The 26,476-nt window shown below is 60.3% G+C and carries 21 protein-coding genes and 2 pseudogenes; 7 read left to right on the plus strand and 16 right to left on the minus strand.

Annotation, left to right across the window (positions count from 1 at the left end; all coding sequences use genetic code 11):
* Positions 1–36: 36 nt before the first annotated feature.
* Positions 37–954: a DnaJ C-terminal domain-containing protein gene (locus ACTJJ7_RS04950; RefSeq protein ID WP_440965726.1), complete on the minus strand. Its 918-nt coding sequence runs from the start codon at positions 952–954 to the stop codon at positions 37–39.
* Between the two features lie 218 nt (positions 955–1,172).
* Complete coding sequence (locus ACTJJ7_RS04955; protein ID WP_440965728.1) at positions 1,173–1,634, minus strand: RT0821/Lpp0805 family surface protein; 462 nt, start codon at positions 1,632–1,634, stop codon at positions 1,173–1,175.
* A gap of 33 nt (positions 1,635–1,667) precedes the next feature.
* On the opposite strand from ACTJJ7_RS04955, the gene pdxH reads away from it, so the two are divergent.
* Positions 1,668–2,288, plus strand: a complete 621-nt coding sequence (gene pdxH, locus ACTJJ7_RS04960; RefSeq protein ID WP_440965730.1) for a pyridoxamine 5'-phosphate oxidase — start codon at positions 1,668–1,670, stop codon at positions 2,286–2,288.
* A 170-nt stretch (positions 2,289–2,458) separates the two neighbouring features.
* Here pdxH and ACTJJ7_RS04965 read toward each other — a convergent pair whose 3' ends face one another.
* A complete protein-coding gene (locus tag ACTJJ7_RS04965; protein WP_440965732.1) occupies positions 2,459–3,211 on the minus strand; it encodes a crotonase/enoyl-CoA hydratase family protein in 753 nt (250 codons plus the stop codon).
* A gap of 9 nt (positions 3,212–3,220) precedes the next feature.
* Entirely contained in the window at positions 3,221–4,993 is a 1,773-nt protein-coding gene (locus tag ACTJJ7_RS04970) for an acyl-CoA dehydrogenase (protein ID WP_440965734.1), read from the minus strand.
* A gap of 279 nt (positions 4,994–5,272) precedes the next feature.
* Between ACTJJ7_RS04970 and ACTJJ7_RS04975 the strand changes: the two genes are divergently transcribed.
* On the plus strand, positions 5,273–6,523 hold the full coding sequence (locus ACTJJ7_RS04975) for a glycoside hydrolase family 25 protein (RefSeq protein WP_440965736.1): 1,251 nt from the start codon (positions 5,273–5,275) through the stop codon (positions 6,521–6,523).
* Positions 6,524–6,591: 68 nt separating this feature from the next.
* Here ACTJJ7_RS04975 and ACTJJ7_RS04980 read toward each other — a convergent pair whose 3' ends face one another.
* Positions 6,592–8,286 (minus strand): calcium-binding protein, encoded by a 1,695-nt coding sequence (locus ACTJJ7_RS04980; protein ID WP_440965738.1) that lies wholly within the window; start codon positions 8,284–8,286, stop codon positions 6,592–6,594.
* A 92-nt stretch (positions 8,287–8,378) separates the two neighbouring features.
* Positions 8,379–9,443, minus strand: a complete 1,065-nt coding sequence (locus ACTJJ7_RS04985; protein ID WP_440965740.1) for a calcium-binding protein — start codon at positions 9,441–9,443, stop codon at positions 8,379–8,381.
* A 433-nt stretch (positions 9,444–9,876) separates the two neighbouring features.
* Here ACTJJ7_RS04985 and ACTJJ7_RS04990 point away from each other — a divergent pair.
* Positions 9,877–11,490: pseudogene (locus ACTJJ7_RS04990) on the plus strand (peptidoglycan D,D-transpeptidase FtsI family protein); the annotation flags it as partial.
* Here the strand turns inward: ACTJJ7_RS04990 and ACTJJ7_RS04995 are convergent.
* On the minus strand, positions 11,487–12,017 hold the full coding sequence (locus ACTJJ7_RS04995) for a GNAT family N-acetyltransferase (RefSeq protein WP_440965742.1): 531 nt from the start codon (positions 12,015–12,017) through the stop codon (positions 11,487–11,489). The pseudogene ACTJJ7_RS04990 and the gene ACTJJ7_RS04995 overlap by 4 nt on opposite strands.
* Positions 12,018–12,024: 7 nt before the next feature.
* Positions 12,025–12,567 (minus strand): helix-turn-helix domain-containing protein, encoded by a 543-nt coding sequence (locus tag ACTJJ7_RS05000; RefSeq protein ID WP_440965744.1) that lies wholly within the window; start codon positions 12,565–12,567, stop codon positions 12,025–12,027.
* Positions 12,568–12,744: 177 nt separating this feature from the next.
* Here ACTJJ7_RS05000 and ACTJJ7_RS05005 point away from each other — a divergent pair.
* Positions 12,745–13,143: pseudogene (locus ACTJJ7_RS05005) on the plus strand (VOC family protein).
* A gap of 118 nt (positions 13,144–13,261) precedes the next feature.
* Positions 13,262–13,894, plus strand: a complete 633-nt coding sequence (locus ACTJJ7_RS05010) for a LysE family translocator (protein ID WP_105736953.1) — start codon at positions 13,262–13,264, stop codon at positions 13,892–13,894.
* Positions 13,895–13,983: 89 nt separating this feature from the next.
* Here ACTJJ7_RS05010 and ACTJJ7_RS05015 read toward each other — a convergent pair whose 3' ends face one another.
* Both ACTJJ7_RS05015 and purD read right to left on the minus strand, forming a co-directional pair.
* Positions 13,984–15,315 carry a TolC family outer membrane protein gene (locus ACTJJ7_RS05015; protein ID WP_245421222.1) on the minus strand — a complete coding sequence of 444 codons (1,332 nt, stop codon included), beginning with the start codon at positions 15,313–15,315 and terminating at the stop codon, positions 13,984–13,986.
* A 168-nt stretch (positions 15,316–15,483) separates the two neighbouring features.
* Complete coding sequence (gene purD / locus ACTJJ7_RS05020) at positions 15,484–16,764, minus strand: phosphoribosylamine--glycine ligase (RefSeq protein ID WP_440965746.1); 1,281 nt, start codon at positions 16,762–16,764, stop codon at positions 15,484–15,486.
* A gap of 139 nt (positions 16,765–16,903) precedes the next feature.
* Here purD and ubiA point away from each other — a divergent pair, with 139 nt between their 5' ends.
* Entirely contained in the window at positions 16,904–17,914 is a 1,011-nt protein-coding gene (gene ubiA / locus ACTJJ7_RS05025) for a 4-hydroxybenzoate octaprenyltransferase (protein WP_105736948.1), read from the plus strand.
* On the opposite strand, the gene ACTJJ7_RS05030 is transcribed toward ubiA, so the two are convergent.
* The 4 genes from ACTJJ7_RS05030 to ACTJJ7_RS05045 form a co-directional block, all read right to left on the minus strand.
* Positions 17,911–19,203, minus strand: a complete 1,293-nt coding sequence (locus ACTJJ7_RS05030; RefSeq protein WP_440965749.1) for an aminotransferase class V-fold PLP-dependent enzyme — start codon at positions 19,201–19,203, stop codon at positions 17,911–17,913. The two genes, ubiA and ACTJJ7_RS05030, sit on opposite strands and share 4 nt — an antisense overlap.
* 93 nt (positions 19,204–19,296) lie before the next feature.
* Positions 19,297–19,869 carry a DUF6101 family protein gene (locus ACTJJ7_RS05035; protein ID WP_105736943.1) on the minus strand — a complete coding sequence of 191 codons (573 nt, stop codon included), beginning with the start codon at positions 19,867–19,869 and terminating at the stop codon, positions 19,297–19,299.
* 286 nt (positions 19,870–20,155) lie between these two features.
* Entirely contained in the window at positions 20,156–21,571 is a 1,416-nt protein-coding gene (locus ACTJJ7_RS05040) for an FAD-binding oxidoreductase (protein WP_440965751.1), read from the minus strand.
* Positions 21,568–22,560 (minus strand): L-threonylcarbamoyladenylate synthase, encoded by a 993-nt coding sequence (locus ACTJJ7_RS05045; protein ID WP_440965752.1) that lies wholly within the window; start codon positions 22,558–22,560, stop codon positions 21,568–21,570. Before ACTJJ7_RS05045 ends, ACTJJ7_RS05040 begins: the two co-directional genes overlap by 4 nt.
* A 167-nt stretch (positions 22,561–22,727) precedes the next feature.
* Between ACTJJ7_RS05045 and ACTJJ7_RS05050 the strand changes: the two genes are divergently transcribed.
* The gene (locus ACTJJ7_RS05050) at positions 22,728–23,156 is read left to right on the plus strand and encodes a hypothetical protein (protein WP_440965753.1); all 429 of its coding nucleotides are present in this window, start codon (positions 22,728–22,730) and stop codon (positions 23,154–23,156) included.
* A 51-nt stretch (positions 23,157–23,207) separates the two neighbouring features.
* On the opposite strand, the gene glyS is transcribed toward ACTJJ7_RS05050, so the two are convergent.
* Both glyS and ACTJJ7_RS05060 read right to left on the minus strand, forming a co-directional pair.
* The gene (glyS, locus tag ACTJJ7_RS05055; protein WP_440965755.1) at positions 23,208–25,502 is read right to left on the minus strand and encodes a glycine--tRNA ligase subunit beta; all 2,295 of its coding nucleotides are present in this window, start codon (positions 25,500–25,502) and stop codon (positions 23,208–23,210) included.
* Positions 25,502–26,437, minus strand: coding sequence for a glycine--tRNA ligase subunit alpha (locus ACTJJ7_RS05060; protein ID WP_199538023.1), 936 nt, complete (start codon positions 26,435–26,437; stop codon positions 25,502–25,504). The genes glyS and ACTJJ7_RS05060 overlap by 1 nt, the downstream gene beginning before the upstream one ends.
* Positions 26,438–26,476: the final 39 nt, after the last annotated feature.

Consider the following 26,476-nt stretch of genomic DNA (forward strand, 5'->3'; position numbering starts at 1 on the left):
TCAGTTTCGTCAAGGATTTTCGGGAACCGTTGATTTTCAGAGACTCGAATCGCGCAGAAATGCTTCCAATGCCGCATCACCATGCTCGGGCAACATGACGCGAACATGAACAAAAAGATCGCCGTGACCATCCGGCTTTTTCGGCAAACCCTTGCCTTTCAGGCGCAAAACCCGGTCGGAACTGGTCCATGGCGCTATTTTCACCGCCACACGGCCGTTCAGGGTCTCCACTTCCTGCCTGGAACCGAGCACCGCATCGCGCAAGGACACCGGCAGGTCGAGATGCAGGTCATGCCCCTCCACCTTGAATTTTGGATGAGGCTTGAAACGGATCGTGACCAGCGCATCGCCTGGCGTTCCGCCGGGAATAGCCTCGCCCTGCCCCTTCAAGCGAATCGTTTGGCCGTTTTCAACCTGCGCGGGCAGCTTGATCGCCAGCCTTTTGCCATTGGGGAAAACCGCTTCAACCTTCTCGGCACCGACAGCCTGCTCCAGCGTCACGTCGATGGTTGCCTGCAGGTCCGTGCCCTTGCGCGGACCGGCGCGGCGCGGCCCGCCGCCGAAAGCACCAGCGCCCTCACCGAAGAGGCTGCTTAGAATATCTTCAGCGCCGAAACCGGCCGTACCGCTACGGTAGTCGAATCCACCCGACCGCGCACCGCGTGCGCCGCCGAAACCGGCGAAGGGATCGCCGCCGCCGGCAAAACCCTCAAACCCCTGCGGCGCGCGCTGCTTGCCCTCGGCGTCGATCTCGCCCCGGTCAAACTGGCCACGGCGCTCCTTGTCACCAATAATCTCATAGGCCTGGTTGATTTCGGAGAAATTTGCCTGTGCCTTCGGATCATCCTGATTCTGGTCAGGATGGTATTTCTTGGCGAGCTTGCGAAACGCCGACTTGATTTCTTCAGGCTTCGCCGTCTTGGCGACGCCCAGCACGGTATAAGGATCGCGCATGTGTGTGCCTTTCCTGGAGGAACGAATTTGACATTCGCATATTCCTCGTCATGTACAATGGGATGCGAATGTCAAATTCGTTCCACTGGCATAAACGGGGTGCGTTGGGGATAATTGCCCGTTATATGCGCATTAATAGGAAGAAATTCCAGACTTCCTGTCAAGAAATCTGCAATCGCTGCCCGGTTTCATCGAAAATATCATTCAGCTTCAGAGAATCAAATCGGCGCGAAGGATTTCAGGGTCCATTGCCCGCCGTCCTGCATGCAGGTCTCACCCTTGTAGAGCATGACGCCGTCAAAGGATTCGCGGGATGTCTGAAACTCGCGGCAAAGCCCCGTCTCGGTCTTCTTCTCGGCAATTGCCGTGATCGTACCCTGACTGCCGGTCTCCGGATTGGACCATGGCAGCGGCTTGTTGCCCCATTGGGTGAAATTGAGGGCCGACACGATATTGCGGACCGTCGACTGATCGGCGGCACCCTTGGCATCCACCTGCGGTGCCGGAGCAACCGAGCCCGTTACCGTCGCCTTGTCCGGGACCGCATTCTCGATGCTGAAGCTTTTCATGGCGCAGCCGGAGAGAAGACAAAGCGCAAAAACAGCGGCGAACGGCGCTGTCCGCACCGGAATTTTCGCCCCAAGGTTCTTGATATCTGGTATTGCCAATGCCAAACGCATATCTCTCTTTAACAAGGTCAACCAGCTATGACTATGGGTGAAATGAAGTTAACAACCGGTGACTTCACAGAAAAAACCGAGCCCTTCGCGCTCTTCGACGAATGGCTTAAAGATGCGGCCAAATCGGAGCCGAACGACCCCAATGCTGTCGCTCTCGCAACGGTGGATAATGATGGTCTACCGGATGTCCGCATGGTTCTTCTTAAAGGTTTTGACGAGCAAGGCTTTGTTTTTTATACAAATTTTGAAAGTCAGAAAGGTCAGGAAATACTGGGCTCAATGAAGGCCGCCATGTGTTTTCATTGGAAAACGCTGCGCCGTCAAGTGCGGGTGCGCGGTCCTGTGGAAATTGTCAGCGATGCGGAAGCCGATACCTACTACGCCACCCGCCCGCGCGGCAGCCGCATCGGCGCCTGGGCATCCAAGCAATCGCGGCCGCTGGAAAGCCGTTTTGCCCTGGAAAAAGCCGTGGCGGAATACACCGCCCGCTACGCCATTGGCGAGATTCCCCGGCCAGCCCATTGGTCGGGCTTCCGCATCCGCCCGACATCCATTGAATTCTGGCATGACCGGCCGTTCCGCCTGCATGACCGCGTGGTTTTCAGCCGCGAGACGCCGGATGGCAACTGGGGCAAAACCCGTCTGTACCCATAAACCCACTAGTGGTCCGATTCTGACATTTGCATCCCGTTGATACAGGCCGTTCAGGCAAATGTCAGAATCAAAGGACCACTAGTAACGATATGATTCTAGTGGAACTTTGAATTTGACGTTCGCATGCTGCCCGTGATGTGAAATGGGATGCGAACGTCAAATTCGTTCCACTAGCCCTTCTTGCGCGTCAGGAAGGCCATCAGGGCGCCCCGCGCCTCTTCCGACTGGAGCCGGTCGGCAAAATGCCCGGCTTCCAGCTTGATGCGCTCGACTGTTTCAGCGCGCGGCATGCGCAGGAGATCACGCGCGATCCGCATGGCTTCCGGCGGCTTGGCGGCGATTTCCGTCGCCACGGCCAGAACAGTGCTTTCCAGCTGGTCCGCTTCGACGATCCGGTAGACAAGGCCGGCATCCTTCGCCTCGGCAGCGTTCAGCTCGCTCCCCATGGCCAGGAAGGCAAAGGCCTGCTGGCGGCCCATCAGGGCGGGTCCGAGCAGGCTTGAGCCCGCTTCCGGCACGAGGCCCAGATCGACAAAGGGCGTCTTGAACAGGGATTGCGGCGTGGCGAAGGTCAGATCGCAATGGAAATTGAGCGTCGTGCCGATGCCGATGGCAAGCCCATCCACACCCGCAACAACAGGCTTCCTGCCGTTGGTCAATGTGATGAGGAAATCAATAACTTCCGTGCCCATCGTGCCTGACGTGGCAAAGGCCATGAAATCCTGCAGATCGTTGCCCGATGAAAATGCGCCCGGCACGCCGAAGAAAACATGTGCACGAATATCCGGGTTCGCATCGCCCTCCACCAATGCTTCGGTCATGGCGGTATACATGGCGCGGGTCAGGGCGTTCTTCTTGTCCGGGCGGTTCATCCGGATGGTCTGGACGGCGCCATGGCGCTCGATGACGATATGATCTGACATGGCGTTTTCCTATTGCAATGCGGCGCGGGCACCGAGCAGGCTCGGGGCACCGTTGATGACGCGATCCTTCAGCGCCGATGTTTCGTTGAGAAGATTTTCGGCAAAGAACCGCGCGAGCGTTGTCCGCCCCGCATTGTTTTCGCCCAGGGCACCCTTGGCGAGATAGCTCGCCCCGGCGGCAAGGCCAAAGAGGCGCAGATAGGGCGTCGCACCGGCAAGCACATTGCTTACATCACCATCGGCGAGGGTCTTCTGCAGCCACAATGTCGCGACCTCCAGATCGTCAAGACCAGCCTGCAGGCGCGCCGCCGTCTGGCCGAAGCCGGCGCTGTTGCTCAGCGAAACGGCTTCCGCAACCGTGCGCAGCTCGGCGATATAGTCCTTGACGTGGTTGCCGCCATCGAGCGGCAGCTTGCGCTGGACAAGGTCGATCGCCTGAATGCCGTTGGTTCCCTCATAGATTGGAGCAATGCGGGCATCGCGCAAAAACTGCGCGGCGCCTGTCTCCTCGATGAAGCCCATGCCGCCATGAATCTGGATGCCGATCGAGGCAACGTCCACACCCACATCGGTGGAAAACGCCTTGGCAACCGGCGTCAGCAGATTGGCGCGATCCGCCCAATGCTTTTTGTCATCGCCCGCGCCGGTCCGGGCCATATCGAGCGCGTGGGCGCAGGCATAGGCGATGGAGCGTGCCGCACCCGTCAGACCCTTCATGGTCAGAAGGTTGCGCTGCACGTCGGGGTGCTCGATGATCGGGCTCATGCCCTCGCCGGTCCAGCCTGGCGCGCGCATCTGGCGGCGCTCCTGTGCATAGGCCAGGGATTTCTGATAGGCCGCTTCCGCCACCGCAACCCCCTGAATGCCCACGGCAAGCCTTGCATTGTTCATCATGGTGAACATGCAGGCCAGACCGCGGTTTTCCTCGCCGATAAGCCAGCCGATGGCCCCCGGCTTGGCATCCTTGGCAAAACCATCGCCATAGATCATCGTGCAGGTGGGCGATCCGTGAATGCCCATCTTGTGCTCGACGCCGCTGCAGAACACGTCATTGCGGGCACCGAGCGAACCATCGGCATTCACCAGGAATTTCGGCACCAGAAACAGCGATATCCCCTTGGTTCCCTGCGGCGCATCGGGCAGCCGCGCCAGAACCAGATGGATGATGTTGTCGGTCAGATCATGCTCGCCATAGGTGATGAAAATCTTCTGGCCAAAAATGCGGTATGTGCCGTCATCGGCCCGCTCGGCCCGTGAGCGCAATGCTCCCACATCGGAACCCGCCTGCGGTTCGGTGAGGTTCATGGTCCCCATCCACTCGCCCGAAACCAGCTTTGGCAGATAGGTGTGTTTCAGATCGTCCGTCGCATGGGCTTCAAGCGCCTCGATGGCGCCGAGCGTCAAGGTCGGGCCGATACCGAAGGCCATGGAGCCGGAATTCCACATTTCCAGCGCCGCCACCGCAAGCATCATCGGCAGGCCCTGCCCGCCGAACTCTTCCTTGCCGGTCAGGGCATTCCAGCCACCGCCGATCCATTCGTTGTAGACGTCTTTCCAGCCGGGCGGCATGGTGACCTCGGCATCCCTGAGCGGTGTTCCGTGCTTGTCGCCGACCTCCAGAAGCGGCGCAACGCGCGTAGACGCGAACTTTCCGGCCTCTTCCAGGATGGCATCGACCAGATCGTCGGAGAGGTCAGCAAAACGCCCCGCGGCGATGGCCTCATCCAGACCGGCAATCTTCTTCAAAGTATGTGCGATTTCCTCGACGGGCGCCCGGTACATTGATCACATGTCTCCTCATCCAGTGATGCTGCGTCGTTGCGGATAGACATTGCCGCCCCCCGCCGGGCAAGGCAAGCGGATTTTTACGTAAACGTAAGAAAACACGTATCGAGGCGGTCTATGGAGCATGAAATGCATGGCGCAAAACCTGTCCGCCACTTGTCCAGACAAAGGCCCGAGCAATGTCGCGGCCGTATTTACAGCATTTTAACCATGAACCAGCGACCATAGGCGCTTGTATCCGAAGCAGCAGACCACGAGGTGTGAAGGGACAGGCATTTGACAATCCAAGCGCAGGTTTTCGCCCTTGCTGCCCTTGTCACCGCGTTGCTTTACAGCGCCCCCTCCCGTGCGGACTCCCAGTTCCAGACCCCATGGTCCAACCAGCAGCGCGCCATTGTTCTCGATGGCTATGAGCACAATTCATTCAATCTCCCGGAAATCGTGAGGGATCCCCGCATTGCCGCCTTCATTCACAAGGCATCCGACGGCATGCCCGCCACGTACCATTGCGGGCGGATTGCCGATGCGAAGGACCAGGAAATATGCCGCCGCATCTGGCGCAACTACGCGGTGTCGCGCGAGCTTTACCAGACGCGGCGTGTTCTGGCCAAAGCGCTCGGCCTGAAATGGGGCTCCTATCATCTGGCCCGCCCCGGCAATCCCATAGAACAGGCAAACCATTTCATCGATTATGCCGAGCCGACCAGCGACGAGTTGATGGCCATCGATATTGAGGACAATGACCCCGCCCGGTTCATGTCGCTGGCGGACGGTGAGATATTCGTCGCACAGATCAAACTGCGCACCGGCCGCTATCCCGTGCTCTACACCAATGGCACCACGGCCAAATACATTGCCGATCACCGGCTGGCACTGCCGGTCCTTTCGCGCCTGCCGCTCTGGTATGCACGGTACGAGACCGACATCGCCCCGCATTTTCCGAAAGGCAACTGGCAGGACTACGCGCTCTGGCAGTTTGCCTCGCAGAACAATTGCAGCAAGACGCGCTGCCCCTACCGGCCCAATGGCACGAACCGCGACATCGATGTGAACATCGCCGATATGACCGTTGCAGAGTTGAAACGGGCCTGGCCGTTCGACACGCTCGTCCCGGCTATCCCGCCCGATGACATGCCGAAACCCGGCGAGCGGCCTGCCCTGCCAAACGATATACTGATGGCGTCGATGGACCTCCCGCTTGTCGACTATAGCGGCTTCCGGCACATGCCGGGTCAGCTGATCGCCGCTGCCGAAGCACTGGCTGCCACCGTGCACGCCTATATCGATAGCCTCGGCGAGACACCGCCAGCGGTCGATGCCATGGCAACGGCGTCCGTCAGCCGCATGGCCAAATCACACCCAAGTGAAAAACCGACACTGGAAACGATCGGGACCAGCCTGCGAGAACCGGTGGCACCGCCCGACGACCACCCGGACAGCCGCATGATCGCCGGGATGGTCAGCTTCTGCTTTGATGAAACCAGCGCGGGCATGCGCCCTCTGCCGGCCTACGTCCTGCAGCATTGACCTTCAGGGAGACAGAGGCGCTTGAACACAAACGCCGCTTCAAAGCTCATCCGCCTGCCTGCGCAATCTCAGGAAAAGACGACATCGCTCGATGAGAGATCGGCAAGGGACACCTGCTCGATCAGGATGCCGCTGGAATCGCCATCAAAGCTGACATAGACACCCGCCGCAGTATCGTGCGAGGCGGCAAGAAAGCTGGTAAAATCGTAGATGCCGGTAGCGCTGCCGGGCTCAAATCCGCGCAAGCTGATCACATCGCCGCCTGCCGCATCAAAATCGGTGATGTGATCGATGCCACCATTCTCGCGCGCCGTTGCCTCATCCCAGACAAAGGTGTCGGCCTCACTGCCGCCTTCCAGCGTATCGGCGCCCGTACCGCCATCGAGAATATCCGCCCCATACATACCCCTGAGGATATCGTTGCCTTCGCCACCTTCAAGAATATCGTTGTAGGCACTGGGAATTGTGACGAGCCCTTCACCGGTAAGCGTGTCATTGCCGGCACCGCCGATCAGATGATCGGCACCGCCGCCTCCATTCAGCACGTCATCACCGCCGCGGCCATCGATGTAATCATTGCCGCTGGCACCGGGTCTGTAGGCATCGTAGCTTCCAAGCTCATCATTACCGTCGGCGCCATATAGCTTGACGCCCTGATAACCGCCGAATACCGAGACGTGAAACTCCTCAACCGTTGAGTAAAGCGCTGCGTCGAACGTGAATCCTTGCGGCGTGGAGGAGAAATTCAGGTGAGCCGTATCGTAGCCATCTCCCCCATTCAAACCGCCGATTCCACCCTCTGAATATACAATGAGGTGATCATTCCCGGCGCCGCCGCGAAGATTGGCATTGCCTCCGAGGAAAGGGGCGTCCACGCTCCCGTCTCTCAACGTGTCATCACCGTTGCCGCCGTCGAGGAGGACATCCCACCCACCGTCGCTGGAAAGGCTATCATTGCCATCGCCGCCGAACAGGCGATCATCCCCTCCGGTACCGCCCCAAATGTTGTCGTTACCGGCCCCGCCCGTGAGAATGTCATTGCCAGCACCGCCATAAAGAGTGTCGTTGCCGTCACCGCCATTAATGTTGTTGTTGCCGTCGCCGCCATCGATCCAATCATCACCACGGCCGCCAGCGAGGCTGTCATTGCCGGCATCGCCCCAAATCTTGTCGTTGCCATTGCCACCATCGATGTAGTCATCGCCGGCGCCACCGTGGATTTCATCATTGCCGCCGTAGCCGAACAGCATGTCCTTGCCGTCACCGCCCGACACGATGTCATTGCCCTCGCCAGCGTCAACGCGGTCGTTGCCGGCACCCGTGTCAACATTGATCTGGGTGAAATTGGTGGCGACGATTGAATCATCGCCGCTGCCGGTCTTCAGCCCCAGTCGTTCGATGTCGGCGAAATAGAGGTGATTGGCCTGAATGGCCGGATCACCGAAGGCAAAGTGGCCGCTGGAGCCATTCAACGTGATGGCCTGAGCGGAGTTTGAAAGATCAACAGCCAGCGTGTCGGTTCCTGCGCCGCCACGGGCGGCCCCGCCAACGCCAATAAAAACCAGGCGATCATCGCCATCGCCACCGTCGAGTTGGTCGAAGCCGCTTGATGTCGTCAATGTATCATTTCCGGCGCCGCCATAGAGGAAATCATCCCCGGCGCCACCGTCCAGAGTATCGTTGCCGCCAAGACCCCAGAGATTATCATTCTCATCCGTCCCGTGCAGGACATCACTTGCGCCACTACCGACTATCTTTGCCATGACCCTCGTCCTCCCTCAGGTCGTTTCTATTTACATGCCTCCTGGAATACCTTTGGGCTGTCCCGCACGGGGCAACGCATTCGATCTCTTGCTCAAGAAAATACAACGTCATCCGGTGAGAGATCAGCAAGGGACACGTGCTCGATCAGGATACCGCTGGAATCGCCGTCAAAGCTGACATAGACGCCGTCAGCCGTGTCGTGCGAGGCCGCGAGAAAACTGTCGAAGTCGTGAATGCCGGTGCTGCCCGCGGTGAAATCGCGAAGATTGATCACATCACCCTCCGCCACATTGAAATCCGCAATGTGGTCGACGCCACCGAGGGTTTTCGCATCGAAGATAAATGTATCGGCGCCCGCGCCGCCGAAGAGATGGTCCGTGCCGGTACCTCCGTCCAGGAAATCATTGCCCGTCCCGCCCTTGAGGACGTCATCACCCGCACCGCCCAGCAGCGTGTCATTGCCATCGCCGCCGTTCAGGGTGTCATTGCCGGCACCGCCATCAAGGTAATCATTGCCGCGACCGCCGAAGAGTGCATCTTTGCCATCGCCGCCCCAGATGCTGTCATCACCATTGCCGCCGTCGATGTAGTCGTTGCCGCCATCACCATGCAGTTCATCATTGCCGCCGCCGCCGAACAGCGTGTCATTGCCATCGCCGCCAAATATGCGGTCATTGCCATCGCCCCCTTCGACGCGGTCATCGCCTGCGCCAGCGTTGACGTCGATTTGGGAAAAGTTCGTGGCAATGATCTTGTCATTGCCCGCACCGGTCGTCAGCTCGAGCCGCTCCAGGTCGACGAAATAGAGGTGATTGGCCGGAACGGTCGCATCACCGAAAAAGAGGTGACCGCTGGAACCGTTGAACGTGACCGGTTCGGCAGAGCGGGAAAGATCGACCGCAAGGGTGTCGATCCCCGTGCCGCCGCGCGCGGCTCCGCCAACACCGTTGAACACCAGCCGGTCGTCTCCATCGCCACCTTCAAGCTGGTCAAAGCCGCTTGAGCTGGTCAGGATGTCATTCCCGGCCCCGCCATAGAGAAAGTCATCGCCCGCGCCACCATCGAGAATGTCATTGCCGCCGAGACCCCAGAGATTGTCGTTCTCGTCCGTCCCGTGCAGAACATCGCTTGCGCCACCACCTACTATCTTTGCCATCAAAATGATCTCCCCAAAAGCTTGTGATGGCGGAGTATATGTAAGGACTCGTGACAAGCAAGTGTCGTTTTATGAAAACAAAAAACATTATGTATACTTGTTTTACTTGTAAAATATTTCAAATTTATAAGTAAATTTTCATGCGCATTCAGGCCGAAGGCAGGGATGAATTTCCCTCATCCCAATCTCCTGCCGCTTTTGCGGGGCAGCTTCGCACGGACCATTTTCGCGGAACGCCTGCAAGCGGATTTTGACCAGAGGCCGCCAGCATTTTCCCGAAGTTATCCACGCTAAAAACCGATGTTAAGCATCTGTTCAGGTTAACAAGACATTCCGGAAATCGTGAGAATTGCAGCTGATCAAACGATGCTACCTTGCTGCAATCAGCCCCAATCCACAGTTTCACAATGAGATGATGACCCCACGCAGCGCCCGCGCCCAAAACCGTATCCTGATCGTCATGGCCTGTTTCATCGGGATTTTCTGCATTATCAGCGGGCGGCTGGTCTTTTACGGCATGAAGGACGATCCGGTGGATTTCAACGGGCCGACGGGTTCCGTTCTGGCCGCCCGCCCCGACATTCTCGACCGCAATGGTGCGGTGCTGGCGACCGATATCAATACGGTCTCGCTCTATGCCGAACCGCGCAAGATCATCGACCCTGACGAGGCGTTCGAGCTGCTTGCCACCGTCCTGCCGGATCTCAATTTCGAGCAGACCTACGCCCGCCTGAAGGGCAATGCCGGTTTTGCCTGGCTCAAACGCGGCCTGACGCCCAAACACAAGAGCCAGATCATGGCGCTGGGCATACCCGGTATCGGGTTCCGCACGGAGAAGTCGCGCTTCTATCCCGGCGGCCCGACGGCGGCGCATATTCTCGGCCTCGTCAACATCGACAATCAGGGCATTGCCGGCATGGAAAAATATATCGACTCGCAAGGGCTGTCGGACCTGCGTGACGTCGGCCTTGCCCATGGGCGCAAGCTTGCGCCGGTGAAGCTTTCCATTGACCTCAGGGTCCAGCATGTGGTGCGTGATGTGCTGGTCAATGCGGTCGAGCGTTACCGTGCCATTGCCGCGGGTGCCGTGGTGCTCGATGCCAATACCGGCGAAGTCCTGGCGATGGGCTCGGTGCCGGATTTTGATCCGAACAATCCGTTCAACGCGCTGGAGAAGGACCGGCTCAACCGCATGTCCGCCGGTGTCTACGAGATGGGCTCGACCATCAAGACCTTCACCACGGCCATGGCGCTCGATTCCGGCAAGGTGGATCTCAACAGCACCTTTGACGCCACCCGCCCCATCACCATCGGCCGCCAGACCATCCATGATTTCCACGGCAAACGCCGCGTGCTGACTTTACCGGAAGTATTCCTGTTTTCCTCCAATATCGGCTCGGCCAAGGAAGCGGACGTGGTCGGTATCGAAGGGCACCGTGAATTCCTGGTCCGGCTCGGCCTGCTCGACCGGATGCAGACGGAATTGCCCGAGGTGGCGCGTCCGACAGAGCCGAAAGTATGGAAGAAAGTCCACTCGATCACCATCTCCTTCGGCCATGGCATGGCCACCACGCCGCTGCAGACGGCGGTGGGTGCCGCAGCCCTGCTCAACGGCGGCATGCTGATCGCCCCGACATTCCTGCCGCGCGACATTGAGGAAGCGCGGACGATGGCCAAACGTGTGGTGAGCAAGAAGACCAGCGATGATCTGCGCTATCTCTACCGGCTCAATGCGCAGAAGGGCACGGGCGGTTCCGCCAGCCGGACGCAGGTTCCCGGATATCGCGTTGGCGGCAAAACCGGAACTGCCGAAAAAGTCATCAACGGACGCTACTCCAAAGAGGTCCGCTTCAATACCTTCATCGCCGCTTACCCGATCGAGAACCCACGCTATGTCGTGCTGACCATCATCGACGAACCCAAGCCCGTCGACGGTCAGGTTGCAGCCGGTGCAGGCCTCAACGCAGCGCCGATGGCCGCAGAAATCATCCGGCGTTCGGCCAATATTCTCGGTGTGCTCCCGGTGTTCGAAACGGCAGCGGACTAAGCTGAAATGGCCTTGTACATGATGGTCGTGGCATCGAGATGGTCCTTGAACGGATCACGGCAGTAATCCGGAATGACCCCGGCAACCCGATAACCCAGGGCCAGATAAAGCGGTTCCGCCTTGTCGCCGGTACGCGTGTCCAGGGTAATCAGTCCCCGCCCCAACCGGTGCGCCGCGCTTTCCAGCCCGGCCATCAACGCCTTGGCGATCCCCTGGCGGCGGAAGTCCGGATGCACCATCACTTTGCGGATTTCGGCCCGATGCGGCTGATTGGGCGGCGTGTCGTAATCAAGCTGGCCGGTCCCCGCGATCCTGCCGTCCTTGCAGGCGACAAGCAACAGCCGCCTGCCCTGCCGGACTGCCGGAAGCACATTCAATGTCCAGAAGGCCTCCGCGTCCGCTTGCGAGAACGGCAAGACGAAGCCGATACTGGCACCATCATGCACACAGGCGTGCAGGAGTGTACCGAGTGCCTGCACATGGCCCTCGGCGTCATCGGCATCAAAAACGGCAATGGTGGTGGTCAATTGAGCCTCACAGTATAAAAAGCACGTAACGTGCACCGGAATGTTCGGATGTGGCGAAAGTGCTGGGCCCGAACAGCTGATAGCGCAGACAGTCACCGGGATTGAGAGCGTGGGCCTGACCATCGACACTCACCTCAAGCTGGCCTTCGATCAGCAGCAAATAATGTTCAAGACCCGGACGCGGAGGATTGTCATAGGAAATGCGGGCGCCAGGATCGAGTTCGCATTCCAGCACCTCTCCCGCCAGAGTCTGCGCGGGCGGCGATACGGAACGGCGCCGAAAACCGACACTCGGATCAATCCACACGGCCTGCGCATCGCGGCGAATGAGCGGTGCGAATTCATCCTCGACCATGTGCATCAGCCGCGACATCGTGAGGCCATAGGCGGAGCACAGCTTGCCAAGCACCTGGGCGGTCGGGCTGACCTCGGCATTTTCGAGCCGGGACAGTGTCGCGCGGCTCACCATGCTACGGCGGGCAAGCTCATCCAGCGACCACTCGCGCTCCACCCGCAATCCTTTCAGGCGCCTGGCGATGCGTTCATCCATAGAACCGGTATCAATCGAGATATTTCCCATATATGAGAAATTATCTCTATAGTGGAAATAAGTCAACCGCGTGTCTTGGCGATATTCCAGATGCTGGCGCCGCTTGCGTCCTAACGGATGGGCGCTTAGCATTTCATCGCACCCTATCAAACTGCGCCGGAGTCCCCCGCCATGCACATGCTCCATCACCTCTCCCTCGGCGTTGCCGATATCGGGCGCGCGGCGTCCTTTTACGATGCGGCGCTCGCCCCGCTTGGATATGTCAGGGTCTGGGAAGATTTGCGGCCCGGCGAAGCGGATCAGGCGGTCGGTTATGGCGCGCCGGGCGGCGGCGACAAGCTGGCGATCAAGCATCAGCCGGAAGGCAGGCACGTGCCCGGCCCCGGCTTTCACCTTGCCTTTGCGGCACCGGACCGGTAGGCGGTCGACCGGTTTCATGCGGCTGCCCTCAGCCATGGTGGCAGCGACAATGGCAAACCTGGACTGCGGCCCCACTATGGCGCGCATTATTACGCCGCCTTCGCCGTCGATCCCGATGGACACCACGTCGAAGCGGTTTTCAATCAACCAGAATGACCGGAGAGGCGGATGCTCGATAGGACACCCGGACCAAAACCGAATGCCGCTTCCGCCAGAGCACTTTTTGTCTATACTTCCAGTTCCATCCCCTTGGGACCCGTATCCGGAGCCGCACATGCCATCCACCGAGCTTTTGATCGCCTTTTTCATCACCACGGCGATCTTCGCCTATATACCCGGTCCCGCCATGCTTTACGCGGCGGCGCAAACCATTGCGCGCGGCCGCTGGTCCGGGCTGATGGCAGCGTTCGGCATCCACCTCGGCGGCTACGTGCACGTGTTCGCTGCGGCGGCCGGATTGTCGGTGCTGTTCCACGCCGTGCCGGTGCTGTATCTCGCGGTCAAGTTCTGCGGCGCGGCCTATCTGGTCTGGCTCGGCATTTCCCTGTTTCGAGCCAAGGTCAATGGCGACGTCACCATGCCTGGCGTAGAGCAGAAATCCGCCCGCCGCGCCTTTCTTGAAAGCATCAGCGTCGAAGTCCTCAATCCGAAGACGGCGATTTTCTTCATGGCATTCCTGCCGCAGTTCATCGACGTTTCTGCGGCGTTTCCGGTCTGGCTGCAGTTCGTGCTGCTCGGAACGATGGTGAACCTGATGTTCTCTTCCGCCGATCTCGCCTGTGTGATCCTGGCGGGCGCCGTGGTCACACGCCTCAAGCGCTCAAGCCATGCCCAGCGGCTGATGCAGCGCGCCGGCGGAACGATCCTGGTCGGCCTCGGCGTCCATCTCGCCCTGCAGAAGAGCTGATTTAGAGCCTTTCCTGCTTAAAGGGAATCGTCCCGCTTGACGGTGTTTGCTTCAAGACGCAGGAGCATCAATGATGCCCGAAGGCCTGTTCAGCGTCCGTCGGGGGTTTTTGTGCCGCCCCACTTGTCCTTCACGGCGTCAAAATGCTCTTCCGGCTTGTATTCGGCGACCTGCAGGCCAACCTGCCTGGCCGTCAAGCGGCCCATGGCGGACAGAACCTGATAGCTGCTGACGACGCTGTCATGCTCCGCCTGCACCAGCGCGAGTTGGCCGGTGATGACATCCGCCTGGGCATTCAGAACATCGAGGGTCGTGCGCTGGCCGACCTTGCGCTCCTCGATCACACCGTTGAGTGCGAGCTGTGCAGCGGCCACGACGCTCTTCTGTGCGACAATGGAAGCTCTCGCCGCATCCAGCTTGGACCATGCGGCGGCAACAGCCTGACGAACGCTGTCTTTCGACACATCCACCTCGATGCGCCGCTGGCCGAGATTTTCCTTCGACTGGCGCACTTTCGCCGCGGTTTGGCCGGCGCCATAGATCGGAATCGTCACGTTCAGCTTGGCCGACGCGGAGGAGTTGTTGGGTGAGGTCGCCGATCCGCCCTGGAAAACGTCGGTCCGGCTGAGTGTTCCCGTGAGGCCGGCCTGCGGCAGCAGCACACCCTCATTCACCTTGACCTGATACCCGGCAACATCGGTGTTGAGTTTCGCCGAACCAATCGAGGGATGATTGGCATCGGCAATGGAATAGGCCTGATTGAGCGATTTCGGCAATGATTTTGCCGGAGCTGCCGCGCTCAGCGAGCCTGGAGTCGCGCCGACAGTCTGGATATAGGTGGCCTCGGCGATCTTCACATTGGCGCGGGCGGTGTTGCGGTCGTTGACCGCTGTCGCCTGCGATGCCTCGGCCTGGGCAACGTCGGTGCGGGTGCCCTCGCCCACATCGAAGCGTGCCCGGTTGGAGCGGACCTGCTCATTGAGGAATGCCAGGTTCTTTTCGCGCAGGGCGACGATCTGACGGTTGAGGTACACATCCATATAGGCCTGCACCGCCGCGGCCAGCGTTGTCTGTTCACTACCGCGCAGGTCTTCGCGGGCTGCGAGAACGCCGGTCTCTGCCGCCGCGACATTGTTCCTGGTCTGAAAACCGTCGAACAGCATCTGGTCGACTTCGACCCCCTCGGTGGATGAGCTTTTCGTTCCGGCCCTTTGCCCGTCAAGTTTGCTGCGCTGAGTATTGACCGACACCTGACCGGTCACGCGCGGGCGGTAACCGGACTTGGCAATCGCCACGTTCTCGTCCGTCACCCGCACGCCGGCGCGGTTCGCATTCAGCGTCGAATTGTTCTGATAGGCCTTCGACATCGCACCGAAAATCGTTTCGGCCATGGAAGGCGTTGCCGTCAGAACCGAAGTCATCAGCAGGATCGCAGTGAGGCTTCGCTTGGCTGTTATGGACACGGTGAATTTCTCCGACAGTTTGAACAGAAGACTCGGCTCAGCGAACCGTTCGTTCCGATTTGAAAGAGACATTGCGCTACGAACCGCCGATGTCAATGTTGAAAACCGGATGAACGGCGCTTTTTACTATAGCTCACCCTTCTCGCGGGCGATAGCGCGCCAGCCAATATCCCGCCGGTAAAAGCCTTCCGGCCAGTCGATCCGGGCAATCGCCGCATAGGCGGCATCCTGCGCCTGCTGCACCGTTTTGCCGCTCGCTGTGACATTAAGCACACGCCCGCCATTGGCGACAAGAGCGCCGTCCTTCTCCGCGGTGCCGGCATGGAATATTCTCACGGTGTCCGACTGCGCCACATCCACGCCGCGGATGACGCTGCCCTTCTGCGGAGATGCGGGATAACCCTTCGCCGCCATGACGACCGTCAGCGCCGGATCATCATTCCAGCGCACCGACATCTGGTCCAGCGCGCCATCGGCGGTAGCCTTCAACAGGAGAAGCACGTCATCCTTCAGCCGCAGCATCAGCACCTGTGTTTCCGGGTCGCCGAAACGGGTGTTGTATTCGATCAGCTTCGGACCGTCCCCGGTGATCATCAGGCCGGCAAACAGTACGCCGCTGAACGGCGCACCGATTTCCGCCATGCCGCGCATGGTCGGCTCAATCAGCTCGCGCATGGTGCGGTCGATGATCGCCTGCGTCATCACAGGTGCGGGCGAATAGGCGCCCATGCCGCCGGTGTTGGCGCCGGTGTCGCCGTCGCCGACGCGCTTGTGATCCTGTGCCGTGCCGAACGGCAATGCCGTCTTGCCGTCGCAGAGGCAGAAGAAACTGGCTTCCTCGCCATCGAGAAACTCTTCCACCACCACTTCGGCGCCGGCGCCGCCGAATGCGCCGTCAAAACAGGCATCCACCGCGTCGAGGGCCTCCTGTACGGTCATGGCCACCACGACGCCCTTGCCCGCCGCCAGGCCATCCGCCTTGACCACGATGGGCGCGCCCTGCTTCTCCACATAGGCGCGGGCGGTGGCGGCATCGGCAAAGCGCCCATAGGCGCCGGTCGGGATATTGAAGCGGGCACAGAGATCCTTGGTGAAACCCTTTGAGCCCTCCAGCTGCGCCGCAGCCCTGGACGGGCCGAACACCGAAATACCAGCGGTCCGCAGATCGTCGGCTATACCGGCCACCAGCGGCGCTTCCGGACCGACAACGACGAAATCAACCGCTTTTTCCTTGCAGAATGCAACAATGGCGGCATGATCGGCCGGATCAAGCGCCACACATTCAGCCTCATCCGCAATGCCGGGATTGCCCGGTGCGCAATAAAGCTTTGTCAGCACGGGGGACGCCGCGATCTTCCAGGCGAGAGCGTGTTCGCGGCCACCGGAACCAATAAGCAAGACGTTCATCGTTTTCTGCTCCGTGCATGAAGGGGTTATGGTGTCGGTATGGCCTCGGGCGCGAAGGGTCAAGCGCACAATCACAGATTTGCCCCGAATTCAGGCGTAATTTACTTGACTGGCAAAGCGCCCGCTGCAAGGTCACGCCATGACACCGGAAAAAGACATCATACAGTCGAGCGAAGGCCGTGGCCGCGTTTTCGACGCGCCATCGGGCCATTGGGTTTATCGCGCACTGCCAGCCTGGCTCTGGCCCTATGCGCAGCTGGCGCGCTGGGACCGTCCCATTGGCTGGTGGCTCTTGCTTTGGCCCTGCTGGTGGTCCGTCGCGCTGGCGTCCAGTGCCGGTGCCAAAGTCGGTGATTCCGTCTGGTCGATCGTTCCCTCGCCCTGGCACCTCATCCTGTTCCTGATCGGTGCGATCGCCATGCGCGGCGCGGGCTGCACCTATAATGATCTGGCCGACGAGGACATCGACAATCAGGTGGCACGCACCCGTTCACGTCCGCTGCCCTCGGGTCAGGTGACGCGCAAACAGGCCAAAATCTTTCTTGTGCTGCAGGCACTCGCCGGATTGCTGGTGCTCATCCAGTTCAATGGCTTCACCATTCTTCTGGCCATCGCCTCGCTGGTGATCGTGGCGATCTACCCGTTCATGAAGCGCATCACCAACTGGCCGCAGCTTGTGCTCGGGCTTGCCTTCTCCTGGGGCGCGCTGGTCGGCTGGTCGGCGCATTTCGGCGCACCTGCAACGCTGAAGGACTTTCTCCCCGCCCTGCTGCTTTACGCGGGTTCGATCCTCTGGGTGATCGGCTATGACACGATCTATGCCCATCAGGACAAGGAAGATGACGCGCTCGTCGGCGTGCGTTCGACGGCACGGCTGTTCGGCAGCCGCACCCGCGAAGCGCTGATGGTGCTCTATGGCGGCGCGCTCGTGCTGTTTCTCTGGGCCTTTGCCATGGCCGAGGTGCCCATGCCCGCCGTCGCCGGCCTTTTGGCAGCAGGAGCCCATATGTACCGCCAGATCATGGTGCTCGACATCGACGATCCGGCGCAATGCCTGCGCCTGTTCAAGTCGAACACCGTGGTCGGCTGGCTGATCTTCGCCGGGCTGGTGCTGGGTGCGCTGTGGACGGTGGTCAAGCCGTTCTTTTAGCTCGAACTGATCGCACTCAAACCTTCCACCAGCCGGTCCAGTTCGGCTTCGGTCGTGTAAAGCGCGGGCGAAACCCGCAGACACTGCCCCTTGGCCACGCCGGTGCGCCGGACGGTCAGCACCCGGTGCTTGTCGCGCAGGGCCGTCATCAGGGCATTGTTATCGTCCTTGCTGGTCTTGCCCTTGATGCGGAATGATGTGATGCCGGCATGCAGGGCGTCGTCATCGGGCGTGAGGATCTCGACAGTTTCGATCGCCCGCACCTTTTTCACCCAGTAGTTGCGCAGATAGGTCAGGCGCGCCTGTTTACGCTTCGAGGTGATCATTTCATGGAGATCGAGCGCGGCTGGCACGGTCAGGGTCGCAGCGAAATTCGTCGTGCCGGTATGAACACGCGAGCGAATATCGTCCTTCGGCCAGTCCTCATCGGCCAGATCACGGTCCACATCGGCCAGCCTTTCCTTGCGAATGTACAGGAAGCCCATGCCGACGGGTGCGCCGATCCATTTATGCAGATTGAAGCCGACGAAATCGGCGCCAAGGTCCGTTACCTTGAAATCCATCTGGCCCCAGGAATGGGCCGCATCGACCACCACATCCACGCCGCGGGCACGGGCCATGTCGGCAATCTCGCGAATGGGCATGACAAGTCCGGTGCGATGGGACAGATGGGTCAGAAGCAGCAGCTTCGCCTTGGGGGTCGCCTCCAGCACGGCGCGATAGGCGTCGAGCACGGCTTCCCGCGTTGCCGGCTCCGGAATGGCGAAGGTCTTGACCTCGACACCCCTGCGGCTCGCCAGCGCATTCATGGCATACTGCATGGAGTCATAATCGAGGTCGGAATAGATCACCGCATCGCCCGGTTGCAGCTTGTTGTAACCGGTGATCAGTTTTTGCAGGGCTTCGGTGGCGCCGCGCGTCAGGGCAACTTCCTCCGGCGCTGCACCAACGGCACCGGCAACACGGTTGCGCACGTCCTCGGCATCCTTGCCAAAGGCATTGCGGGCATAGACGGTATTCTGCCGGTTTACGCGCTGGGTGTTTTCCAGATAAGCCTGCAGCACAGGGCGGGCCATGATGCCCCAATAGCCGTTCTCAAGATTGGCGATGGAGCGCTCGACATCGTAGAGATCGCTTACAGCGGCCCAATAGGCGCGGTCCGTGGCAATCGCCGTGTCGTTGGCGGCAGGAAGCACCGCTGTTTCCATGGCTGATGCCTTGACGATTGTTGCGGCGAGCGCGGTTGCAGCGCTGCCCATCAAAAAATGACGACGTTCTATACCTGGCATCGGGCCGATCCTTCACGCATGTGTTCCATCTGGTTCCTGATTAGGGCTCCAATGTCACAACAGCATGAAGGACTTGACAGTAAAACCGATTGTTCAGCGGCTGCCGGACGCGATGATTTCCTCGCCACCGACGACGAGACGCAGCCCGAGATTGCCCATCTTGCGGCGGGCGAGAAAACGCGGACGGCGGCGGCGCGGTTCACGGCCCTGGCGGCGTTCCATAGGATCGCCCACGGCAACCGGTCCGATGCTCTGTTCGAGCTGGCGGGCTTCGCCGTCTTCCTCGACCAGCATCATCGGCAGCTTGAACAGATTGGACCAGGCGCGCCAGTCCGCCGCGATGTCATTGAGATCATGGGCGACCAGCAGCGGCACCGAAAGGTGCGGATCGCTGTGCATCAGTTCGAGCGTTACGGTGATGTCGCCAAGCTCGTCCTCGGCGGCACGGGCCGTCACGCCCTGAAAGGCGCAGACCGGCAGGGCCAGCGAGACCGGCAGGTTGCTGTTCGGCAGCACACGCTTGACCACCGCACCGCGCTCATGCAGCGAGAAGGTAATGTCGCCCCGGTCATCGCGGGTGGCGTAGGTGACGGTCTGTGGCAGGTGGAATGGGTCGAGCCGGAATTCCTGGCCTGCCCAAACCGGCTTTGCTCCGGCTTTTTTCATGTGACGCCTTCTGTCGATCCTGAGAGCCGGTTTTCCGGTCTTCTCTTTTGTATTTCCCTGTAGAAGCGGACCAATTTTTTCTGGTCTCGTATGGGGAAACAATAGGCGCCAATCCCCCCGCTTCCGCTTAACGAACGCGGTTAACCGTTTCTCATCGCGGGGAATGGTTATCGAAATTCGACCATCGGTAAGATTTCAAAAAGAGAGATAAACAAAAGACTGACGGGGAAGCTCGACTTGCATCGAAACACGTCCCCGCCACGCATAAAACCATGAAACGGCGCGTTCAGATCACCTTGCCGGGATTCATGATGCCGGCCGGATCGAAGGATGCCTTGATCCGGCGCATCAGATCCAGCGCCACCGGCGATTTGGTTTGCGACAATTCCTTGCGCTTCAGCTGGCCGATACCGTGCTCGGCAGAGATCGATCCCTTGTAGGCGCGGACAATCCCGTGCACGCGGGCATTGACTTCGCCCCAGCGCGCAAGGAACGCCTCCTTGTCGGCACCGGCGGGCTGGGTGATGTTATAATGCAGATTGCCGTCACCCATATGGCCGAACGACACGATACGCGCGCCGGGTATCATATCGAGCACAGCCGCATCGGCTTCGGCAATGAATTCCGGGATGCGGGCCACGGGCACCGATATGTCGTGTTTGATCGAGCCGCCCTCGGGCTTTTGCGCCATCGACATGGCTTCGCGCATATGCCAGAAGGATTTTTCCTGCGCGGTGCTGTCGGCGATGGTGGCATCTTCGACCAGTCCCGCTTCAAAAGCCTCCGTCAGAATAGCCTCGACGGTCTCGCGCGCATCCTCGGCAGAGCGCGACGATGAAATATCGATCAGCACATACCAGTTGTGCACGCCCTGCAGCGGATCGCGCACACCTTCCGTATGCGCCACCGAAAACTCGACGCCGATACGCGGCATCAGTTCGAAGCCGGTGAGCGCCGCGCCCGCATGGCTCTGCGCCAGCCCCAGAAGTTTCAAGGCATCCTCGGGGCTGTTCAGCCCGGCATAGGCAACGCCCTTGCCCTTGGGCAGCGGGAAGAGCTTCATCACCGCAGCGGTAATGACGCCGAGCGTGCCTTCCGCGCCGACAAACAGATCCTTCAGGTCGTAGCCGGTATTGTCCTTCTTGACGTAGCGCAGATCATTGAGAATCTCGCCCGTCGGCAACACCACCTCGACGCCAAGGCACAGTTCGCGCGTATTGCCATAGGCAAGCACCGCCGTGCCGCCCGCATTGGAGGAGAGATTGCCGCCGATCTGGCAGGAACCTTCCGAGCCCAGCGAAAGCGGAAACAGGCGCCCCGCCTGTTCAGCCGCTTCCTGCAATTTCTGCAGGACGACACCGGCTTCGACGATAATGAGATTGCCGGCCGGTTCGACGGAGCGGATCCTGTTGAGGCGCGACAGGGACAGGATAACCTGCTGGCCCGTATCATCAGGCATCTGGCCGCCGACAAGGCCGGTATTGCCGCCCTGCGGTACGATGGCCGTACCGGTTTCGGTCGCCAGTTTGAGAATGGCCGAAACCTCGTCCACGGTGGACGGCCGCAGGACCAGTCCTGTCTTGCCGCCGAATTTTTCCCGCGGCTCGATGAGGTAGGGTTCGATGTCGTGCGCGTTAAGCAGGGCGTTCTTCTCGCCGACTATGGCAATGAAACGGGCAACAAGCTCTGGCGTCAGGGTCATTTGATCTGTTCCAACTCTTCTATGGGAGGCACGCGCGGCGCGGCGGCGCGGACAAGGCGGTCATTGATGGCTTCGCCCAGCCCGGTGAAGGGGATCGGCTCGACAGCGATGACGGCACCGCCGAGACGGTCGAGACGCTTCATGTAATCGAAAAGATTGGTGGCGGCTTCGCGCAGATTGCCGGTTTCGCTGAGATTGAGGTGCGCGCTTGCCCGGTGCGCATCCGCAGCACGGGTCGGGCCAAAGGCCAGGAGCGCCTCGCCAGCGCGCACCGCGTGCACATTGAGGCGGACACCTGCTGAAGGCGCGTAGTGGGAGGCCATCATGCCGGGTGCCTCGATCGCGGCACGCTGGTCCATGCGCCGCAGCGATTGACCTGTGAAAGCTTCGATCTCCTCGGCGGCAAGCCCGCCCGGCCGCAACAGCAGGACCGCATCGCCGTTCACCTTGACGATGGTCGATTCCAGACCGACCTCGGACGGGCCGGCATCGAGGATCAGGGCGATCTTGCTGCCGAGGTCATCGGCAACCGCCGCGGCGCTGGTGCCGCTGATCCTGCCGGATGTGTTGGCACTGGGGGCGGCCAGGGGATGACCGAGGGCAGCAATAATCTTTCCGGCAATACCGCGCGGCATGCGCAGTGCCACCGTATCGAGACCGGCGGCCACCAGGGGATGGATGTGCGTGCCGGGCCGCAGCGGCAGGACCAGTGTCAAAGGGCCGGGCCAGAACGCATCCATCAGCCGGCGCGACAGCGGATCGATCACCGCGTAGCGTTCCGCCATGGCGACGTCCGAAACATGGCAGATCAGCGGATTGAAATGCGGTCTGCCCTTCGCCTCGAAAATTCCGGCAACGGCATCGCCATTGGTGGCATCGGCGGCCAGGCCATAGACTGTCTCGGTCGGAATGGCGACAAGCTGGCCCGCAGCCAGCGTTTGGGCCGCCTTCAGAATTGCCTGTTCGTCTGGTGCTATTGTCTCGGCCAAAGGCGCATCTCCGATCGTGCGCATTGCCTACACGATGGGCAGGCCCTGCCGCAAGCCTGCGCTGATGAACTCACCGTATGAGGTGATGCGTAAAATTGAATCCACCCGTGGTAAAAATTAGCAAGGTTTGCCTGATAAAGCTGAACGGTCAACGAGGATAGAGCCACATGTTCCGCCATCTGCTTGCCATCATTGCTGCTGCCCTGATCGCACCGGCCATCGCGCATGCCGGAGAATCCATCAAGCTCAAGGGGCCTTCGGCCCGGCCAAATTCCGTGACCTATGTTGGTTATGACAGTTTCGATGCCGATGGCAATCCGGTCTGCACGCCCTGCATCGAACAGCGGGCGGCGGAAGCTGCCAAGCTTCAGGCCTATCTGGAGCGCCGCGAAAGGTCGCGACAGTACATGGCGCGCCTCCAGGGCAATGACCCCAAACCGGACTCTTTCGTCGCCACCGCCAATGCCGCAACATTGCCGTCAACGGATGCCGCAGCTGTCGCCCAAACACCGGCAGCACCGGAACCTGCGGCACCATCCCCCGCCAGCGGACTGCTTGCGGTCGAAGCAACCCCGCTGCGCGCCAGCATGCAATAAGCCGGACCAAGGCAAACGGACAAGCACGAGGTTTTCGCGCCTGTCCCTTGATTATCCAGCGATTTTTGAGAAATCGGCGACCGTGTTGGTGGCCGTGCGGATACGGGCAAGCAGCGCCAGACGATTGGCCCTGATGTCGGGATTCCCGTCATTAACCAGCACATCTTCAAAAAATGAATCAACCGGTTCACGCAAAGCACTCAGTGCAATCATGGCGCCGGAAAAATCCTGTTTTTGAATCGCTTGCGCCGCGTCCTTCTCAGCCTGATTGACCGCGGCAAACAGCTTCTTCTCCGCATCGAGCGCAAGCAACGCCGGGTCAACCCTATCGGTGACAACCGTCCCCTTCTTCTCCTCGGCGCTCAGAATATTGGCCGCGCGCTTGGTGCCGGCCAGAAGATTCCTGCCCTCTTCCGAGTTGAGATAGACCACCAGCGCTTCAACGCGGCGGGCGATCAGCAGCAGATTGTCGGCGCCATCCGTCAGCACCGCATCGATCAGGTCATGCCGTGCACCGAGATCGCGCAGATGCACTTTCAGGCGATCATGGAAGAACGCCAGGAGATCAAGCAAAACCGGATGGGCGCTTTCGGCCACCTCGCCGCGCAACCGCTTTTCAAAGCCGGAAATGGCGTTGGTGACATCTTCCTCACCATCGACATCGCCGGAATTCTGGGCGGCCTGCTGCGCCTCGTAGCGCTCGACATGCTTTTCGATGGCGTCTTCGCGCAGCTGCGCAAAGGCTGTCTGGAAGAGCGGCAGCAGCGCGATCTGCCAGTCGCTTGAAAGCAGCAGCCGGATAACGCCAAGCGCCGCACGGCGCAGCGCATAGGGATCTTTCGAGCCCGTCGGCTTTTCGTCAATGGCCCAGAATCCGACCAGCGTGTCGAGCTTGTCGGCAAGCGCGACAGCCACGGAAACCGCGTCGTCCGGCACCGTATCGGATGGACCCTGCGGCTTGTAATGTTCTTCAATCGCGGCTGCGACCGACGGATGCTCGTTCTGCAGCAGTGCATATTTGCGGCCCATCCCGCCCTGCAGTTCCGGGAACTCGCCAACGATTTCCGTCGTAAGGTCAGCCTTGGCCAGTACGGCCGCACGGGCGGCCAGAACCGGGTCCGCACCGACAAGCGGCGCGATGTCACGGGCAAGTGCCTTGATCCGCGTGACGCGCTCGCCCTGGGTGCCGAGCTTGGCATGGAAGGTAACATTGAGGGCATCAAGCCGCGCCATGCGCTGATCAAGCGGCTTCTTCAGATCGAGATCGAAGCGGATGGCAGCAGCCGCGAGCTTTTCCATATCGGGCAGATCATGCTGGTCGGTCTTCCAGAAATAAAGCGCATCGGAAAGACGGGCGCGGACAACCTTGCCATTGCCGTAGGAGATCTCCTTGCCGCCATCGCTGGCCACGATGTTGGAAACCAGGATGAACTTGTTGGAGAGCTTGTCGGTCTCGCCGGATTTGCGCGTGACGAAGCACTTCTGGTTCGTCTTGATGGTCAGGCGAATGACCTCCGGCGGAATGGCAAGGAAACTTTCCTCGAACTCGCCCATCAGCACGACGGGCCATTCGACAAGCCCCGACACCTCTTCCAGCAGGCCTTCGTCCTCGACCAGCTCAAGGCCTGAGGCAAAGGCTATATTCTGCGCATCCGCCAGAATGATCTCCTTGCGGCGATCGGCATCGAGCACGACCTTGGCCTTTTCCAGCTTGGCGACATAATCGTCGAAGCGGCGCACGGTGATCGGCTGGCCATCGCTGAGGAACCGGTGCCCATAGGTGATATTGCCGGAACGCAGGCCACTCACCTCGAAATCGACGACAACCGGCTCTTCGGTCTCACCGCCGAACATGCAGACGATCGACTGGAGCGGACGCACCCAGCGCAGGCTGCCGGCCTTTGCCGAGGCAGCGCCCCAGCGCATGGATTTCGGCCATGGAAACTCGCGAATGATTTTTGGCAGGAGTTCGGCGATGATTTCTTCAGCCGGACGGCCCGGCTTCGTCAGATGGGCGACATAGAAGTCACCCTTCTTCGGGTCGGTGTGCACGTGGGCCTGCGCAATATCCGTCAGACCGGCGGAACGCAGAAAGCCCGCAATGGCTGCCTCCGGCGCGCTGACACTTGGGCCTTTGCGGTCCTCGTGCACGTCCTTGGACCGTGCAGTCAGGCCACGGATGTCGAGCGTGAGGCGGCGCGGCGTCCAGTAGTCGCCAGCCGCTTCATAGGTCAGGCCAGCCTCGACCAGGCCATCGGTGACGAGCTTCTTCAGGTCACCCGCCGCCTTGCGCTGCATGCGGGCGGGAATTTCTTCAGAGCGAAGTTCGAGCAGAAGATCGGGCATTATACGGACTCACTCTTGAAATTGACGCCGCCGGCTTCGGTCAAAAGGAACGCCTCGCCGCACTGCCGGGCGAGATTGCGGACCCGCAGGATATAGCTCTGCCGCTCCGTCACCGAGATCACACCGCGCGCATCGAGAAGGTTGAACGCATGCGAAGCCTTGATGCACTGATCATAGGCCGGCAGGACCATGCGATGCATCGGGCTGTTGTCGCCGTCCTTGGGTGCGCCCGCGCGCAGAAGGGCTGCGCACTCGGCTTCCGCATCCTCGAAATGCCGCAGCAGGACCGACGTGTTGGCATGTTCGAAATTGTGCCGCGAATATTCCTGCTCCGCCTGCAGGAACACGTCGCCATAGGTGACCTTGTCGTCACCCTCAAGGCCATTGAAATTCAGGTCGTAGATGCTGTCGACGCCCTGGATATACATGGCGAGCCGCTCCAGACCATAGGTCAGCTCACCGGAAACGGGCGCACATTCAATGCCGCAGACCTGCTGGAAATAGGTGAACTGCGACACTTCCATGCCGTCGCACCAGCATTCCCAGCCCAGACCCCAGGCGCCGAGCGTCGGGCTTTCCCAGTCATCCTCGACGAAACGCACATCATGCAGCAGCGGATCAAGGCCGATGGCGGCCAGCGAGCCGAGGTAAAGCTCCTGCAAATTGGCAGGCGAAGGCTTCATGATCACCTGATACTGGTAATAATGCTGCAAGCGGTTGGGGTTCTCACCGTACCGGCCATCCTTGGGGCGGCGGGATGGCTGGACATAGGCTGCCTTCCAGGGCTTGGGACCGAGCGAACGCAGCGTCGTCGCCGGGTGGAACGTACCCGCGCCGACTTCCATGTCATAGGGCTGCAGGATGACGCAGCCATGCTGGGCCCAGTAATTATGAAGCGTCAGGATGAGACCCTGGAACGAACGGGTCGGGTGCATATGATCGGGCAATGGGACGGTCACCGGTCAGGCCTTTTT

Origin of the sequence: Phyllobacterium sp. 22229 (genome assembly GCF_052056495.1) — a bacterium.
GTDB classification, from domain to species: Bacteria; Pseudomonadota; Alphaproteobacteria; order Rhizobiales; family Rhizobiaceae; genus Phyllobacterium; species Phyllobacterium myrsinacearum.

Bases quoted from the DNA above. Each gene is read 5' to 3' on its own strand.
- ACTJJ7_RS04950 (WP_440965726.1), bottom strand. From the start codon at position 954: ATGCGCGATCCTTATACCGTGCTGGGCGTCGCCAAGACGGCGAAGCCT.
- ACTJJ7_RS04955 (WP_440965728.1), bottom strand. From the start codon at position 1,634: ATGCGTTTGGCATTGGCAATACCAGATATCAAGAACCTTGGGGCGAAA.
- pdxH (WP_440965730.1), top strand. From the start codon at position 1,668: ATGGGTGAAATGAAGTTAACAACCGGTGACTTCACAGAAAAAACCGAG.
- ACTJJ7_RS04965 (WP_440965732.1), bottom strand. From the start codon at position 3,211: ATGTCAGATCATATCGTCATCGAGCGCCATGGCGCCGTCCAGACCATC.
- ACTJJ7_RS04970 (WP_440965734.1), bottom strand. From the start codon at position 4,993: ATGTACCGGGCGCCCGTCGAGGAAATCGCACATACTTTGAAGAAGATT.
- ACTJJ7_RS04980 (WP_440965738.1), bottom strand. From the start codon at position 8,286: ATGGCAAAGATAGTCGGTAGTGGCGCAAGTGATGTCCTGCACGGGACG.
- ACTJJ7_RS04985 (WP_440965740.1), bottom strand. From the start codon at position 9,443: ATGGCAAAGATAGTAGGTGGTGGCGCAAGCGATGTTCTGCACGGGACG.
- ACTJJ7_RS05000 (WP_440965744.1), bottom strand. From the start codon at position 12,567: ATGGATGAACGCATCGCCAGGCGCCTGAAAGGATTGCGGGTGGAGCGC.
- ACTJJ7_RS05010 (WP_105736953.1), top strand. From the start codon at position 13,262: ATGCCATCCACCGAGCTTTTGATCGCCTTTTTCATCACCACGGCGATC.
- ACTJJ7_RS05015 (WP_245421222.1), bottom strand. From the start codon at position 15,315: ATGACTTCGGTTCTGACGGCAACGCCTTCCATGGCCGAAACGATTTTC.
- purD (WP_440965746.1), bottom strand. From the start codon at position 16,764: ATGAACGTCTTGCTTATTGGTTCCGGTGGCCGCGAACACGCTCTCGCC.
- ubiA (WP_105736948.1), top strand. From the start codon at position 16,904: ATGACACCGGAAAAAGACATCATACAGTCGAGCGAAGGCCGTGGCCGC.
- ACTJJ7_RS05030 (WP_440965749.1), bottom strand. From the start codon at position 19,203: ATGCCAGGTATAGAACGTCGTCATTTTTTGATGGGCAGCGCTGCAACC.
- ACTJJ7_RS05035 (WP_105736943.1), bottom strand. From the start codon at position 19,869: ATGAAAAAAGCCGGAGCAAAGCCGGTTTGGGCAGGCCAGGAATTCCGG.
- ACTJJ7_RS05040 (WP_440965751.1), bottom strand. From the start codon at position 21,571: ATGACCCTGACGCCAGAGCTTGTTGCCCGTTTCATTGCCATAGTCGGC.
- ACTJJ7_RS05050 (WP_440965753.1), top strand. From the start codon at position 22,728: ATGTTCCGCCATCTGCTTGCCATCATTGCTGCTGCCCTGATCGCACCG.
- glyS (WP_440965755.1), bottom strand. From the start codon at position 25,502: ATGCCCGATCTTCTGCTCGAACTTCGCTCTGAAGAAATTCCCGCCCGC.
- ACTJJ7_RS05060 (WP_199538023.1), bottom strand. From the start codon at position 26,437: ATGCACCCGACCCGTTCGTTCCAGGGTCTCATCCTGACGCTTCATAAT.